Origin of the sequence: Bradyrhizobium sp. DN3 (assembly GCF_041357655.1) — a bacterium.
Classification (GTDB): domain Bacteria; phylum Pseudomonadota; class Alphaproteobacteria; order Rhizobiales; family Xanthobacteraceae; genus Bradyrhizobium.
This window is the reverse complement of the sequence record NZ_JAULLN010000001.1, coordinates 26,193-42,104: the sequence shown is the minus strand read 5'-3', so window position 1 is coordinate 42,104 and position 15,912 is coordinate 26,193. Positions and strand designations below refer to the sequence as shown.

The window sequence follows — 15,912 nt, the reverse complement described above, 5'->3', positions numbered from 1 at the left end:
GTTACTCCGCAGCCTCGGCCGGCACGATGCGGCGGGACTGCCGCGCCTGCGCGTCATAAGCCTTCTGCCAGTCCGACGGGCCGTTCGAGGGCGAGACCTGCACCGCCGTGACCTTGTATTCAGGGCAGTTGGTGGCCCAGTCCGAATAGTCGGTGGTGATGACGTTGGCCTGCGTGTCCGGGTGGTGGAACGTGGTGTAGACGACACCGGGCGCGACGCGGTCGGTGATCTCCGCGCGCAGCGTGGTCTCGCCGGCGCGGCTCTTTAGGCGTACCCAGTCGCCGTCACGCACGCCGCGCTGCTCGGCATCGTGCGGATGGATCTCGAGGCGATCCTCGGCATGCCAGACCACGTTGTCGGTGCGCCGGGTCTGCGCGCCGACATTGTACTGGCTGAGGATGCGGCCCGTGGTGAGCAGCAGCGGATAGCGCGGGCCGGTGCGCTCGTCGGTCGCGACATATTCGGTGACGACGAACTTGCCCTTGCCGCGGACGAAGCCGTCGATATGCATCACCGGCGTGCCCTCCGGCGCCTTCTCGTTGCACGGCCACTGCACTGAGCCGAGCTCGTCGAGCTTGGCGTAGGAGACGCCGGCGAAGGTCGGGGTCAGCGCCGCGATCTCGTCCATGATCTCGGAGGGATGGCTGTAGTTCATCTCGAAGCCCATGGCCTTTGCAAGGCCGATGGTGACTTCCCAATCGGCCATTCCGTTCTTCGGCGTCATCACCTTGCGCACACGCTGGATGCGGCGTTCGGCGTTGGTGAAGGTGCCGTCCTTCTCGAGGAAGCTCGAGCCGGGCAGGAAGACGTGAGCGTAGTTCGCGGTCTCATTCAGGAAGAGGTCGTGAACGATGACGCATTCCATCGCCGACAGCGCCGCCACCACGTGCGAGGTGTTGGGATCGGACTGGAGGATGTCCTCGCCCTGCACATAGATTCCCATGAACGTGCCTTCGACCGCGGCATCGAACATGTTGGGGATGCGCAGGCCCGGCTCCGGGTTGAGCTTGACGTTCCACAGCGCCTCGAACTGGCCGCGCACGGCATCGCCCGAGATGTGGCGGTAGCCGGGCAGCTCGTGCGGGAACGAGCCCATGTCGCAGGAACCCTGCACATTGTTCTGGCCGCGCAGCGGGTTCACGCCGACGCCAGGACGGCCAATATTGCCTGTTGCCATCGCGAGGTTGGCGATCGCGATCACGGTGGTCGAGCCCTGGCTGTGCTCGGTGACCCCGAGCCCGTAATAGATCGCGCCGTTGCCGCCGGTGGCGTAGATGCGGGCAGCCTCGCGCAGCGCCTTGGGATCGACACCGGTGAGGATCGCGGTCGCTTCCGGGCTGTTCTTGGGCTGCGCGACGAAGGCGGCCCATTCCTCGAACTCGCTCCAGTCGCAGCGCTCGCGCACGAAGGCTTCATTGACGAGGCCTTCGGTGACGATGACATGCGCCAGCGCGGTCATGACCGCGACGTTGGTGCCGGGCATCAAGGGCAGGTGCAGCGCCTTCACGTGCGGCGATTCCACCATCTCGGTGCGGCGCGGATCGATCACGATCAGCTTGGCGCCCTGGCGCAGCCGCTTCTTCAGCCGCGAGGCGAACACCGGGTGCGCCGAGGCGGGGTTGGCGCCGATGATGAGCACGACATCGGTGTCTTCCACGGAGTCGAAATCTTGCGTGCCGGCGGAGGTGCCGAAGGTGGTGGCGAGGCCGTAGCCGGTCGGGGAGTGACAGACGCGGGCGCAGGTATCGACATTGTTGTTGCCGAAGCCGGCGCGGATCAGCTTCTGCACCAGGTAGGTTTCCTCGTTGGTGCAGCGCGACGAGGTGATGCCGCCGATGGCGTCGCGGCCGTATTTCTTCTGGATGCCGCGCATCTTCGTGGCGGCGAACGAGAACGCCTCGTCCCAGGACACTTCGCGCCAGGGGTCTTCGATCCGCTCGCGGATCATTGGCTTGAGAATGCGCTCCTTGTGGTTGGTGTAGCCCCAGGCGAAGCGGCCCTTGACGCAGGAATGGCCGCGATTGGCCTTGCCGTCCTTGTACGGCACCATGCGCACGACCTCTTCGCCGCGCATCTCGGCCTTGAAGGCGCAGCCGACGCCGCAATAGGCGCAGGTGGTAACGACGGAGTGCTCGGGTTGGCCGATCTCGATCACCGACTTCTCGGTCAGCGTCGCGGTCGGGCAGGCCTGCACGCAGGCGCCGCAGGAGACGCATTCGGAACCGAGGAAGCTCTCGCTCATGCCCGGCGAGACGCGGCTGTCGAAGCCGCGACCCGAGATCGTCAGCGCGAAGGTGCCTTGCACCTCTTCGCAGGCGCGGACGCAGCGCGAGCAGACGATGCACTTGGAGGGATCGTAGGTGAAATAGGGGTTGGACTCGTCCTTCGGCATCCAATTGTCGTTGGTGCAGCCATCCGTCTTGGCGAAGACGTGGTTCTCGCCCTCATAGCCGTAGCGCACGTCGCGCAGGCCGACGGCGCCGGCCATGTCCTGCAACTCGCAATCACCGTTGGCGCCGCAGGTGAGGCAGTCGAGCGGATGGTCGGAGATGTAGAGCTCCATCACGCCCTTGCGCAGCTGCTTCAGCCGCTCGGTCTGGGTGTGCACGACGAGGCCGTTCATCACGGGGGTGGTGCAGGAGGCCGGCGTGCCGGCCCGCCCCTCGATCTCGACCAGGCAGAGACGGCAGGAGCCGAACGCGTCGACCATGTCGGTCGCGCACAGTTTTGGGATCTGGTGGCCCGCGTCCATCGCGGCGCGCATGATCGAGGTTCCCTCCGGCACCGAGATCTGCTTGCCGTCGATGGTCAGTGTCACCATCGTTTCCGATTTCGAACGCGGCGTGCCGAAGTCGATTTCTTCGATCAGAGACATTGTCGTTCTCCTATTCCGCGGCCTGAAGCGTGGTCGGCGCCGGGACGAAATCCTCCCGGAAGTGCTTCAATGCGCTGAGCACGGGGTAGGGCGTGAAGCCGCCGAGTGCGCAGAGCGAGCCGAATTTCATGGTGTTGCAGAGGTCTTCGACGAGGGCGAGGTTCTCGCTCAGGCGCTCGCCGTTGATGATCTTCTCGATGGTCTCGACGCCGCGGGTCGAGCCGATCCGGCAGGGCGTGCACTTGCCGCAGGATTCGATGGCGCAGAACTCCATGGCGAAGCGCGCCTGCCTGCGCATGTCGACGCTGTCGTCGAACACGACGATGCCGCCATGGCCGATCAGGCCGTCGCGCGCGGCGAAGGCCTCGTAGTCGAATGGCGTGTCGAATAGCGCGCGGGGAAAATAGGCGCCGAGCGGGCCGCCGACCTGGACCGCGCGCACCGGCCGTCCGGTGAACGTGCCGCCGCCGATATCGTCGACGAGCTCGCCGAGCGTCACGCCGAAGGCGGTCTCGAACAGCCCGCCGTAGCGGATGTTGCCGGCGAGCTGGATCGGCATCGTGCCGCGGGAGCGGCCCATGCCGAAATCCGCATAGGCCTTGGCGCCTTCGGCGAGGATGAAGGGGATGGCGGCGAACGACAGCACGTTGTTGATGACGGTCGGTTTGCCGAACAGGCCGTGATGCGCCGGCAGCGGCGGCTTGGCGCGCACGATGCCGCGGCGGCCTTCGAGGCTTTCCAGCAGCGAGGTCTCCTCGCCGCAAACGTAAGCGCCAGCGCCGACACGCACCTCGAGATCGAAGGCTTGCTTCGAGCCGCCGATGTTCGCGCCGAGATAGCCGCCGCGCTTCGCCGCCGCGATGGCGGCATTCATCGCCTCGACCGCGTGCGGATACTCGCTGCGGATGTAGATGTAGCCCTTGGTTGCGCCGACGGTGATGCCGGCGATCGTCATGCCCTCGATCACCAGGAACGGATCGCCTTCCATGATCATGCGGTCGGCGAAGGTGCCGCTGTCGCCTTCGTCGGCGTTGCAGACGATGAATTTGCGGTCGGCTTTCGCTTGCGCCACCGTCTTCCATTTGATGCCGGTCGGAAAGCCCGCGCCGCCGCGGCCGCGCAGGCCGGACGCGGTCACTTCATTCAGGATCGCATCCGCGCCGAGCGACAGCGCGTGCGCCAGGCCCTTGTAGCCGCCATGGGCGCGGTAGTCGTCGAGCGAGCGCGGATCGATCACGCCGCAGCGGGCGAAGGTGAGGCGGGTCTGGCGCTTCAGCCAGGGGATCTCGTCGGTGGCCCCCAGCCGCAGCAGATGCGGCGTGTTGCTGGCGAGCGCATCGAGCAGGGAGGGCACATCGGTCTCGCTGACCGGGCCGAAGGCGATGCGGCCCTGTGGCGTTGCGACCTCGACCAGCGGCTCCAGCCAGTACAGGCCGCGCGAGCCGGTCCTGATAATCTCGATCGCAATGCCACGCTTGGCTGCAGCCTGCTCCAGCGCCAGCGCGACTTCGTCAGCGCCGACAGCAACCGCACCGGCATCACGTGAAACGTAGAGACGCATGCTCATCGCTGTGCCTCCGCAACCAGCGCATCAAGGCGCTTCTGGTCGAGCCGGCCAATGAGGCGGCCGTCGAGCATCGCAGACGGGGCGGTCGCGCACAGGCCGAGACAGTAGATCGGCTCCAGCGTGACGCGATCGTCGGCCGTGGTGTTGCCGAGCGCCACGCCGAGCTTCGCCTCGGCGCGCGCCGCCAGCGCATCGCCGCCGGCGGCCTGGCAGGCTTCAGCGCGGCAGAGCTTCAGCACATGGCGACCGGCCGGCTTGTGCCGGAAATCATGATAGAACGTGAACACGCCGTGCACTTCGGCGCGTGACAGGTTCAGCGCCTGCGCCACCATGGGGATGGCGGCCTCCGGCACGTAGCCGAACGCCTCTTGAAGAGCGTGCAGGATGACGAGCGTCGCGCCTTCCTGCTGAGCATGTTCGGCGATGATCTCGGCGCCGCGCGTCTCGTCCCAATCATAAACCGCTGTCATTCTTCGTTCTCAACCTGAGCGTTTCTTCCGCCCAAACTATTTGGAATCATTCGAAGATCAATAAAGCTGTCCCGTGCTGCGATTGCGAACTCCGATCGATTGGCAAGTACGATCGGTCGATCTGAAAATGAAATTATGGGTGTTCTGCCCGGTGTTTTTGCGTGTTGGGAGGGGGCGAGCGTGCTAGCTTGCATGCCACGACAGAACTCGAGGGGACGACCGGTTGATCGACAAGCTTGAACTATTGCTGGCGCTGGCGAAGGAGCGGCATTTCGGACGCGCGGCGGAGGTCTGCGGCGTGACGCAACCGACGATGTCGACCGGGCTCAAGCAGCTCGAGGAGATCCTCGGCGTGATGCTGGTCCAGCGCGGGTCGCGCTTCCAGGGCTTTACGCCGGAAGGCGAGCGGGCGTTGGACTGGGCGCGGCGGATCGTGGGCGATGCCCGCGCCATGCGCGACGAGATCAACGGGCTGAAACATCAGCTCTCCGGCGAGATCCGCATCGCGGCGATCCCGACCGTGCTCGGCATGGTCGCCGCGCTGACGACGCCGTTCCGCGCCAAGCATCCCGAGGTGCGCTTCCGCATCCAGTCCACCACGTCATCCGAGGTGCTGGGACTGCTCGAAAATCTCGAGGTCGATGCGGGGCTGACCTATATCGAGAATGAGCCGATCGGCAAGGTGCGCACCATCCCGCTCTACAACGAGAGCTATCGCCTGTTGACCGCGCCCGATGCGATGTTCGGTGACCGCGAGACGGTGACCTGGACCGAGGTCGGGCAGGTGCCGCTGTGCCTGCTCACGCCCGACATGCAGAACCGCCGCATCATCGACCGCGCGCTGCGCTCGGTCGGTGCCGAGGCGACGCCGACGCTGACCTCGAACTCGCTGCTGGTGCTGTTCACGCACGTCAAGACGGGACGCTGGGCGAGCGTCATGCCGGCCAAGCTCGCCGAGACGCTCGGCCTGTCCGACACGGTGCGCTCGATCCCGATCGTCGATCCCGACGTCAATTACAGCATCGGCATGGTGATCCCGCAGCGCGATCCGATGACGCCGCTGATCGCGGCTCTGGTCAATGTCGCGCGCGAAGTCGCGCCGACGCTGCAATTGTAGAGACCTAGAGCGTGATGTGATCCGATTTGATTGCTACAACGGAGGTGCACTCCCTCTCCCGCTTGCGGGAGAGGGTTGGGGAGAGGGTGTTTCCGCAATGGGACAATCCCCTAGAGGAGACAGCCCTCACCCGGCGCTTCGCGCCGACCTCTCCCGCAAGCGGGAGAGGTGAACGAGCCGCGGCAATCGATTCAACCGAAAGCCATTCCGCTCTAGAGCAAGCTTTACGCCGCCGCCGATATCCCGGAGGCCTTGATCGCGTCGCGCGGCAGCGTCACGCGCACCACCGTGCCGACATCGATTTTCGAGCGCAGCCGCATCGAGCCGCCGTGGAGCTGCGCCAGCGAGCGGGCGATGGCGAGGCCCAGTCCCGAGCCGTGATAGGTCTTGGTGAGCTGGCTCTCGACCTGCTCGAACGGGCGGCCGAGTCGCGCCAGCGAATGCGGCGCGATCCCGATGCCGGTGTCGGCGATCATCAGCACGATCCGGTCGTCGAGCTGCCGGCTGCGCACCACGACACGTCCGCCGTCGGGTGTGAACTTCACCGCGTTGGACAGCAGGTTGACGATGATCTGCTTGGTGGCGCGGCGATCGGCGACGACGGAGATGGATTTGGCGATGTCGGCGTCGAGCGTCAGGTGCTTGTCCTGCGCCCGGCCGGTGACGACCCGCAGGGATTCCGCCAGCGTCCGCGACAGGTCCAGCTCTTCCATGTCGAGCTTCATGCGGCCGGCCTCGATCTTGGACATGTCGAGAATGTCGTTGATGACCTCGAGCAGATAGTGGCCGCTGGTCAGGATGTCCTCGCAGTATTCCTGGTACTTCTCCGAACCGAGCTCACCGAACATGCCGGAGCCCATGATCTCGGAGAAGCCGATGATGGCATTGAGCGGCGTGCGCAGCTCGTGGCTCATATTGGCGAGGAATTTCGACTTGGTCTGGTTGGCTTCCTCGGCGCGGGTCTTCTCGCGCTGGTACTTTTCGGCGAGATCGGCGAGCTCGACCGCCTGGCGTTCGAGCGCGGCCTGCGAGCGCTTGAGGTCGATGACGGTGGCGCGCAGGCGCAAATCGTTGTCGACGAGCTTCTGCTCGTGCTCCTTGATGCGGGTGATGTCGGTGCCGACCGAGACGTAGCCGCCGTCCTTGGTGCGGCGCTCGCTGATGTGCAGCCAGCTGCCGTCGTCGAGCTGCGCCTCGAAAGTACGCGCGCCCGGGCTCTGGCTCGCGGTCTCGTTGTGGCGGGTGCGCACCTCCGGCATGCGACCGACCTCGAGCACGGTCTCGTAGGAGGTGCCGGGGATCACGGCGGTGTCGGGCAGCTTGTGCAGGCGCTGGAAGTGCGAATTGCAGAGCACGAGGCGGTCGCTCGCGTCCCACAGCACGAAGGCTTCCGGAATGGTCTCGATCGCGTCGCGCAGCCGAAGGTCGGCTTCCACCGTCTTCTCGGCGAGGCTCTTCTGCTCGGTGATGTCGACCGCGATCCCGATCAGGTGGACGCTGGAATCGGTCGCCCCGCGCGTTTTCTCGCAGCGGACGCGAAGCCAGATCCAGTGGCCGTCGACATGCTGCATGCGGAAGGTCTGGTCGATGTGGTCGATCTTCTCGGAGATGAGCCGATCGGCGATCTCGAACAGATCGATGTCGTCGGACTTCACCAGCGCGTTGACCTCGCCGAAGGTGAGGAGCTCGTTGCGGCCGTCGAGGCCGAGCATCGAGAACATCGACTGCGACCAGAAGATCCGGCCGCGCGACAGGTCCCAGTCCCACAGGCCGCAGCGGCCGCGGTTGAGCGCGGTGTCGATGCGGCCGCGCACGGCGTCGTTGATGAGGTCGCCTTCGCGGGCGCGGGTCGACTGCCAGTGGAATGCGAAGCCGAGGATCAGGACCACGAAGCCGGTGGTCGCCGACAGCGTCACCGAAAGCGCGGCGTCCGAGCCCCAGATCGGCTCGTTGCGTTCCTGGATCACGGTGACGAAGCCGGGCAGCGACTTGATCTGCCGCGAGGTCGCCATCGCGGCGTTGCCGTTCGGCAGCGTCATGTCGGCGATGTTGCCGTCGCGCGGCGGCGCCGCGATAAGTTGCGCCGTCGTGATCGCATCGAGCAGGCGGTCGTTGCCGGAGGGATCGCTCTCGACCGGGATGCGGGCGAGGATACGGCGGTCGATGCCGGCCGAGGTGACGATGACGTGGCGGCCCGAGGCCGTGCCCCAGGACGGAATGAGGTCAGGCAGCAGCGTCGGCAGGCTCTCGATGTTCTTGAGCCGCTCCTGCCGCACGGAGGTGAGGCGGTCGATGCGTTCGGCGAGCAAATCGGCGAGCGCCGAGATGTCGTGACGGATCACCAGCCGCTTCTGGCGCGTCTGGTCGACGACCTGCACGAACGCGCCGAGGCAGATCGTGATCAGGAAGGCGATGATGAGCGTCGGCACGGCGCGGCGCAGCGCTGGCTCCGCGATCAGTAGCCGGTGATAGGCAGGTTTCGCGATCGATTGCGCCAATCCCTTGATCGAATCGGATTGGACGCACGCGTTCGCGGCGTCTGCACGCGACATGCCTTCGGCCCCCTGAAAACCTGCTTGCAACTAGGCTCGAAAGCAGCCCCACGTCGCTTTCGAATCACACCGATTTGAATCCAGTTTTCGCGGGCTGTCGAGAGTCAACGAATCGTTAACGCGAAATTATTCTTATCCAACGCGCAGTTTGCGCATCGAGAGTCCGCAAACTCACGTGCGTGAGGAGTCCGAAACGAGAACGTGTGACTCCTTGCGCACTAAGTCACGCACGCGGCGGCTCGGCGTGGCTGATCACGCGCTTCACGCTCGGGAACGCGCGCCGCAATGCGCGCTCGATCGCGTCGACATGCTCGTGCACCCTGATCACGCTCATCGACGGCGCGGCGCGGCAGTGGAAGTTGACGATCTCGCCGGCGTCGGTGTTGCGGACGCGCACATTGTGGATGTCGTGGATCTCGCCCTCGCCGGCAAACTCGGCCAGCGCGGCGGCAATTGTCTGCACCCGTTCCGGCGAGGCGTCGACGCCGAACGGCAACTCCGGTTCCAGCGGCTCGATATGGACGTCGACCTCGACGTCCTCGCCGAATTCCTCCTGGATGTTGCGTTCCAGCGTGTTGGCGACCTCATGGGCGGCCTCGAGCTGCATCTCGCCGTCGACCTCGAGGTCGATGCCGACGATCAGCTTGGTGCCGAGGTCGTGCACCGTGACGTGGTGGACGGCGAGGCCGGAATTGCGCGCGATCACCATGATGCGGTCGCGCACGGTCTCGTTGTTGCGTGCGACGGGGACGGCGGTGAAGGTGAGGTCGGCGTCGCCGAACGCTCTTGTGACGGCGGCCTGCGCGTTGTGCTTGATGTCCTCGACGCGGTCGATCGGATAGGTCCGCGGCACCTTTGCGATGGTGTCGATGAACATGGTCGCCCCGACCATGCGCAGGCGCAGCCGCTCGACATCGATCACGCCGGGCACGCTGCGGATCGCGGCCGTGGCCTTCTCCTGGGCGCCCTCCGGCGCGCGGTCGACCAGCGTCTGCACCGTCGAGCCCGCCATGCGCAGGCCGAGAGCCGCGATCAGCACGGCGACGGCGGCGGCCGCGGCCGCGTCGCCCCACCAGAAGCCGAGCCCGGCGAGGACCAGGCCCACGATCACGGCAGACGAGCCCATGACATCGGAGGCGAAATGCAGCGCGTCGGCGGCCAGCGCCTGGCTCCTGGTCTCCTGCGCGGCGCGGTGCAGCGCGCGGGCGCGCCAGAGATTGACGGCGATGTCGATCACCAGCACGACAAAGGGCACGGCCGAAATGGTCGGCGGCGGGGTTCCCTCGCGCAGCCGGCTATAGGCCTCGACCAGGATGCCGCCGGCGAGCACGTAGAGCAGGGCGGTGACGCCGAGCGCGGAGATGCTCTCCAGCTTGCCATGGCCATAATGGTGCTCCTCGTCCGCCGGCTTGTCGGACACCCGCACGACCGCCCAGGTGATGATGGTCGCGACCAGGTCGATCGAGGAATGCAGGGCTTCGGAGATCAGCGCCAGCGAGCCGATCGCGATCCCGACCACGAATTTGGCCGCCGCCATGCCGCCGCTGGCGAAGATCGAGATCGCGGCGACCGTGGTCTTGTTGGGCTGGGAGATCATGGCGGGGATTTAGCAGGGCGTGGGTGAACATCAAGCCACGATCCACAGCTGTAGTCGCAAGTGACTTGCAGGAGCGATGGCAACCTCTCTCCGTCATGCCCGGGCTTGTCCCGGGCATCCACGTTCTTCGTGCCGAGTGGCAAAGACGTGGATGGCCGGGTCAAGCCCGGCCATGACGAGCGGAGAGTGCGGGGCGGTCGCTCTACTTCGGTCAGCACACCCTCACACCGTCACGACGATCTTCCCCAAATGCTTGTTCGCCTCCATGTGCTCGAACGCCTTGTCGATGTCGTCGAACGCGAACACCTTGTCGATCGGCAGTTGCAGTTTTCGCGCTTCCACCGCACTCCAGATATCCTTCCGAACCTCCTCAAAAATCTCGCGGACTTCCTCGATGGTGCGGGAGCGGAAGGTGACGCCGACATAGTCGATGCGGCGGGCGGCGTGCAGGTCGAAATTGAAGTCGGCATGGGTGCCGCCGAGCCGGCCGACATTGACGATGCGGCCCTTGATCTTCGTCGCGGCGAGGTTCTGGTTGGCGACCTTGCCCGAGACCTGGTCGACGATGAGATCGACGCCTTCGCCGTCCGTCGCCTTCAGGACGTCGTCGACCCATTTCGGATCGGAGCTATCGACGGCGAGATCGGCGCCGTACTCCTTCAGCCGGCCGCGGCGGGTGGCGTCGGTCGACGAGCCGATCACGAGCTTTGCGCCCTTGAGCCTGGCGATCTGCATCGCCATCAACCCGACGCCGGAGCTCGCGCCCTGGATCAGCACGGTCTGGCCCGCCTGCACGCCGCCGACGGTGACGACGGCGTTGTGCATGGTCGCGAGCGCGACGGGCAGGGTGGCCGCCTCCTCGAAATTCATGTTCGCGGGCGCGTGGAACAGGCGGCCGTGATCGGCCAGCGTATATTCGGCAAACGCGGCGCCGCCCGATCCCATGATGCGGTCACCGACCCTCACGCCCTTCGCGTCCGGCCCGAGCTCGGCGACTTCGCCGGCCCATTCCATGCCGAGCACCGTGCCGACGCCGCCGGCCGCGCCGTGGGCGTGACCCTTGCGTATGCCGGTGTCGGCGCGGTTGAGGGCACAGGCGCGGACGCGGACCAGCACCTGCGTGCCTTTAGGTTTTGGTTGAACGACGTCGGAAATCGTAGCGCCATCAGGGCCGTAGACGTAAGCCTTCATAAGTTGCTTTCTGGCATTTGACGAACTGGTTTAACCGGAGGCGGTGCTCTTCGCCTCTCCCCGCAGCGGGGCGAGGGAGCATACCTTCGCGGTGGCGGGCGCCGTGTTCAAATCACATCGGCGATCACTCCGCAGCCTGCGCCGCTGCGCCTGCAATCATTCCCTCCAGCCGGCCGCGGATGATCGCCTCTGCCTCGCGCACGATGCGGGAGACCAGCTCGGCGCAGCTCGGGATGTCCTGGATCAGGCCCTGCACTTGGCCGGCCGACCAGATCCCTTCGTCCGAATTCCCCGTCGCGTAGACCATCTTGCCGCGGGCACCGGCGACGAGCTCGCGGATGTCCTCGAACTTGGCGCCTTCCTTCTCCATCGCGACGACCTTGGTCGAGATCTCATTTTTCGCGACGCGCGAGGTGTTGCGCATGGTGCGGAAGATCAGCTCGGTCTCGCGCTCGTCATTGGCGACGATCTTCTCCTTGATGAGCTGGTGGATCGGGCTTTCCTTGGTGGCCATGAAGCGCGTGCCCATGTTGATGCCGTCGGCACCGAGCGCCAGCGCGGCGACGAGGCCGCGGGCATCGGCAAAGCCGCCGGAGGCGATCATGGGGATCTTGACCTTGTTGGCGGCGGCCGGGATCAGGATCAGGCCGGGCGTGTCGTCCTCGCCGGGGTGGCCGGCGCATTCGAAGCCGTCGATCGAGATGGCGTCGACGCCCATGCGTTCGGCCGAGAGCGCGTGCCGCACGCTGGTGCATTTGTGCACGACCTTGACGCCGTGCCTTTTGAACTCGTCGACATGCTCCTGCGGCTTGTTGCCGGCGGTCTCGACCACCTTGATCCCGCTCTCGATGATGGCGGCGCGGTATTCGGCATAAGGCGGCGGCTTGATCGCGGGCAGGATGGTGAGATTGACGCCAAAGGGCTTGTCGGTGAGGTTGCGGCAGCGCGCGATCTCCTTGGTCAGATCCTCCGGCGTCGGCTGGGTCAGCGCGGTGATGAAGCCGAGCGCCCCTGCGTTCGCGACCGCGGCGACCAGCTCGGCCCGCCCAACCCATTGCATGCCGCCCTGGACGATCGGATGCTCGACGCCGACGAGTTTGGTGAACCGTGTCTGCAACATGCTCTGTTTCCCCCGCCGGTGTGGCGATCTGTTATCGCGTGTTGGCGTCAGGATGCCGCCCGGGCCGGCAAAAGTCTATCAGCGGGGCGTGCGATTGGGGTGGGGCGATCATGCGGGGACGAGGGGGATTCCGCGGGGCGGATAATTGGATTGCGTCGCTACCTGACGGCGCAAGCTCTTTCCTCATACGCCGTCGTCATGCCCCGGCTTGACCGGGGCATCCAGTACGCCGCGGCGTTTCGGCTCTAGCTTCGCAGCCTCTCGAATACTGGATTGCCCGCTTTCGCGGGCAATGACACCGAGTATGGACCGAAGAACTACTCCGCCGACAGCCGCACCATCTGGCGGCCGCCGTTCATTTCCTTGAGGCGGTTGACGAAGTTTTCCGGGCGCTGCCAGCGGTTGGGGACCTGCAATCCCATGAACTCGGCGATGTCGCCGATGAAGCCGGTGCAGTTGGCGGTCTCGGCGTTCCACACCGGCGAGTTCGCCTGCAATTTCTTGATATAGGCGAATACGCGCTTGGCGTCGGCCTCGTTGAGGTACACGCGATAGCTCGCGGTCAGATATTCCGGATCGAGATCGCCGTAGCTCGCGCCGGTCTCGGAGGGCACAAAGGTGATGTGGCCGAGCACGTAAGCAAGCGTGTCGCCCGCGGGCGTGAGGCCCGCGACCTCGACGGCACGCTCGCTGGTCTTGCCGTACCAGACGAAGGCGTGGCCCCAGCTCGCGGCGGTTCGTGCCCGGAAGTCGACGTAGTACGGACCTTTCTCCGCACGCGCGACGGGACGCCGCGTCGCTTGCGGCGCCGGTCGTGATGCGGTGTCGTTCGTAGCAAGCGCGTTCGCATCGGCAACGCGCTTGTTCGCTTCATGGGCCGAGGCCGAGGGCATCGTGCATGCGATCATGGCCGCGAGCGCGAAGCCCGCGAGGATGCAGGATCCGGATCGATCAGGTTTGTACGTCACGCTGTTGCCCCTCGACTCTCAGCCGCTTTACGCGAGATGCGTATCGTATTGCGCGTCAGTAACGCGCTGCGACCGGGCCGGGCGCCTTGCCGATCGGGGCCTTTCCAACCGGGCTCTTGCCAATCGGCATCTTGCCGATCGGAGCCTGCTCAGCCGGATAGACCGGCACGGGCTGGCGGCGCGGCAGATCCGCGGCGTTCGCAGCCGTCACCAGAGCAAGCGTAGCACCCAGAGCAATTGCAATCTTCTTCACAGTCATACCCCTAGCAGGTTTGGTCCAAACACGGCGATGCCGTGCCCCCAGACACGCCTCACAGAAGGGCGGCCGAATGCGTCCAAGTTGCGGCGAGCGCGGGACATGTTGGCGGCATATGTCGGGCGCGCGGAGATGTGATGTGTACGGATGTTTCGGAGCTGCGTGATGGCTGTCCGTAGCCCGTAGTAGAGCGAAGCGAAACCCATCAGCCGCTTCGCTGAGGAGAGATGATGGGTTTCGCTATGCTCTACCCATCTTACGCCCGCCCCTGTATTTGTAGCCCGCATGAGCGAAGCGATATGCGGGAAACGTTCGCGGAGAGCGTGATCCCGGATGTCGCTTCGCTCATCCTGGCTACGGGACCGTGCCTGCCGCTACAGCCGAAACTCGTTGGTCAGCTCGCCGATGCCGTCGATCGCGACGGTCACGGTGTTCACCGGCTCCTTCATCACGCCGACGCCAACCGAGGTGCCGACGGCGATGAGGTCGCCGGGGAGCAGGGTCATGTCGTAGGAGATTCTGCTGACCAGCTCCTGCGCGCTGAAGATCATGTCCGAGATCGGATAGTTCTGCCGCTCCGCGCCATTGAGGATGGTGCGGACCACGAGCTTGGCCGGATCGAGGCCCGTGGCGATGACGGGGCCGAACGGGCCGTAATCGTCGATGCCCTTGGCGCGGGCCCATTGCGGGAAGGTGGGGTCGCTGGTCAGGATGTCGTTGGCGGTGATGTCGTTGACGCAGGTGTAGCCGAAGATGAAGCTGTCCGCTTCACCAGAGGAGACGCGGGCGCAGGTCCTGCCGATGACGATACCGAGCTCGCCCTCATAGGTGGTCTTGCCGTCGTAATAAGAGGGGCGGCGGATCACCGCGCCGGGCGTCGTGATGCTGGTGGTGGCTTTCAGCAGATAGAGCGGCTCCGGCGGCTCGGGCTGGTTCAGCTTGGCGGCGAGCGCGTGGAAATTATTCCAGAGCGCGACGATCTTGCTGGGCACGCAGGGCGCGAGCAGCTCGACGTCCGACAGCGCCAGAACCTTGCCGGTGGCCGCATGGCGGCCGAACATCTCGCCCTCATGTACGCTGATGCCTGACGGCGTCAGGGTGCCGAAACCGGTCGCACCGGCGTGGCGGAAGCGGAGCCACTGTTTCATCTCGCCCGCCATCACGCCACCGCCAGTGCGCGAGGATCTGAAGGTGTCGAGACGCCGTCATAGAGGCCGGCGATGCGGGCGCGCTGGGTCACCATCGCGAGCACCGAGTCGAGCGCGGGCGTGGCGATGCCGGTGAGACGGCCCATCTCCTGCACCACGGTGACGAGCGGGTCGATCTCCATCGGGCGGCCGCGCTCGAGATCCTGCAGCATCGAGGTCTTGTGTGCGCCGACCTTGCGGGCGCCCTCGATGCGGCGCTCGACATCGACGCGGAATTTGACGCCAAACGTTTCGGCGATGGCTTGCGTCTCCACCATGATCGCGCGCGACAGCGCGCGCGTCGCCGGATCGGTGCAGATCACGTCGAGCGTTGCATGGGTCAGCGCGCTGATCGGATTGAAGCAGACATTGCCCCAAAGCTTCAGCCAAATCTCGTCGCGGATGCGGTCGAGCACCGGGGCTTTCAGCCCGGCCGCGACGAAGAGATCGGCGAGGCGCTGCACGTCCGGCGTGATCTCGCCCGAGGGCTCGCCGAGCGGGAAATTGTTGCCGTAGACGTGGCGGATCACGCCGGGCGCCTCGATCTCGGTGGCGGGATAGACGATGCAGCCGATGGCGCGCTCGGCGCCGATTTCGCGCCACTGGCGGCCGCCGGGATCGATGCTCTCCAGCGTCGAATTCTCGTATTGGCCGCCGTGCTTGTAGAAGTACCAATAGGGGATGCCGTTGACCGCGGTGACGATGCGGGTGTGCGGGCCCAAGAGCGGCTGCATCTTCTCGATCACGCCGGTGATCGAATGCGCCTTCAGCGTGATGATGATGTAATCCTGCACGCCGAGCTCGGCGGGATCGTCGGTGCAGCGCGGATGCACGGTGTGCTTCTCCTCGCCTGCGAGCAGCGAGAGGCCGCGCTCGCGCATCGCGGCAAGGTGCGCGCCGCGTGCGACCAGGCTGACATCGGCGCCCGCGCGCGCGAGCTGAACCCCGAGATAACCGCCGATCGCGCCGGCGCCATAGATGCAGATCTTCATGAAGTCCTCGCGAAGGAGCA

Annotated in this window: 12 protein-coding genes; 1 reads left to right on the top strand and 11 read right to left on the bottom strand. The window is 65.7% G+C overall.

Annotated elements, in window-relative coordinates; genetic code table 11:
- Position 1 precedes the first annotated feature (1 nt).
- The 3 genes from fdhF to AAE027_RS00180 are packed head-to-tail and all read right to left on the bottom strand — an operon-like array spanning position 2 to position 4,912.
- Positions 2 to 2,875 carry a formate dehydrogenase subunit alpha gene (gene fdhF / locus AAE027_RS00190; RefSeq protein WP_370985296.1) on the bottom strand — a complete coding sequence of 958 codons (2,874 nt, stop codon included), beginning with the start codon at positions 2,873 to 2,875 and terminating at the stop codon, positions 2 to 4.
- Between the two features lie 10 nt (positions 2,876 to 2,885).
- Positions 2,886 to 4,442 (bottom strand): formate dehydrogenase beta subunit, encoded by a 1,557-nt coding sequence (locus AAE027_RS00185; RefSeq protein ID WP_370985297.1) that lies wholly within the window; start codon positions 4,440 to 4,442, stop codon positions 2,886 to 2,888.
- On the bottom strand, positions 4,439 to 4,912 hold the full coding sequence (locus AAE027_RS00180; RefSeq protein ID WP_128934919.1) for a formate dehydrogenase subunit gamma: 474 nt from the start codon (positions 4,910 to 4,912) through the stop codon (positions 4,439 to 4,441). The genes AAE027_RS00185 and AAE027_RS00180 overlap by 4 nt, the downstream gene beginning before the upstream one ends.
- A 223-nt stretch (positions 4,913 to 5,135) precedes the next feature.
- Between AAE027_RS00180 and AAE027_RS00175 the strand changes: the two genes are divergently transcribed.
- Complete coding sequence (locus AAE027_RS00175) at positions 5,136 to 6,029, top strand: LysR family transcriptional regulator (RefSeq protein ID WP_128934918.1); 894 nt, start codon at positions 5,136 to 5,138, stop codon at positions 6,027 to 6,029.
- A gap of 224 nt (positions 6,030 to 6,253) precedes the next feature.
- Here AAE027_RS00175 and AAE027_RS00170 read toward each other — a convergent pair whose 3' ends face one another.
- From AAE027_RS00170 to AAE027_RS00135, 8 genes are all read right to left on the bottom strand, one after another.
- The gene (locus tag AAE027_RS00170; RefSeq protein ID WP_370990836.1) at positions 6,254 to 8,581 is read right to left on the bottom strand and encodes a PAS domain-containing sensor histidine kinase; all 2,328 of its coding nucleotides are present in this window, start codon (positions 8,579 to 8,581) and stop codon (positions 6,254 to 6,256) included.
- A 223-nt stretch (positions 8,582 to 8,804) separates the two neighbouring features.
- On the bottom strand, positions 8,805 to 10,178 hold the full coding sequence (locus AAE027_RS00165; protein ID WP_370990837.1) for a cation-efflux pump: 1,374 nt from the start codon (positions 10,176 to 10,178) through the stop codon (positions 8,805 to 8,807).
- 222 nt (positions 10,179 to 10,400) lie between these two features.
- Positions 10,401 to 11,369, bottom strand: coding sequence for a zinc-binding dehydrogenase (locus tag AAE027_RS00160; RefSeq protein WP_370990838.1), 969 nt, complete (start codon positions 11,367 to 11,369; stop codon positions 10,401 to 10,403).
- Positions 11,370 to 11,493: 124 nt separating this feature from the next.
- Positions 11,494 to 12,489 carry an NAD(P)H-dependent flavin oxidoreductase gene (locus tag AAE027_RS00155; RefSeq protein ID WP_370990839.1) on the bottom strand — a complete coding sequence of 332 codons (996 nt, stop codon included), beginning with the start codon at positions 12,487 to 12,489 and terminating at the stop codon, positions 11,494 to 11,496.
- A gap of 317 nt (positions 12,490 to 12,806) precedes the next feature.
- Positions 12,807 to 13,457: a hypothetical protein gene (locus AAE027_RS00150; RefSeq protein WP_370990840.1), complete on the bottom strand. Its 651-nt coding sequence runs from the start codon at positions 13,455 to 13,457 to the stop codon at positions 12,807 to 12,809.
- A gap of 55 nt (positions 13,458 to 13,512) precedes the next feature.
- Positions 13,513 to 13,716 carry a hypothetical protein gene (locus tag AAE027_RS00145; RefSeq protein WP_370990841.1) on the bottom strand — a complete coding sequence of 68 codons (204 nt, stop codon included), beginning with the start codon at positions 13,714 to 13,716 and terminating at the stop codon, positions 13,513 to 13,515.
- A 371-nt stretch (positions 13,717 to 14,087) separates the two neighbouring features.
- Positions 14,088 to 14,861, bottom strand: coding sequence for a fumarylacetoacetate hydrolase family protein (locus AAE027_RS00140; protein ID WP_370990842.1), 774 nt, complete (start codon positions 14,859 to 14,861; stop codon positions 14,088 to 14,090).
- A gap of 11 nt (positions 14,862 to 14,872) precedes the next feature.
- Positions 14,873 to 15,892, bottom strand: a complete 1,020-nt coding sequence (locus AAE027_RS00135; protein ID WP_370990843.1) for a 2-dehydropantoate 2-reductase — start codon at positions 15,890 to 15,892, stop codon at positions 14,873 to 14,875.
- Positions 15,893 to 15,912 lie beyond the last annotated feature (20 nt).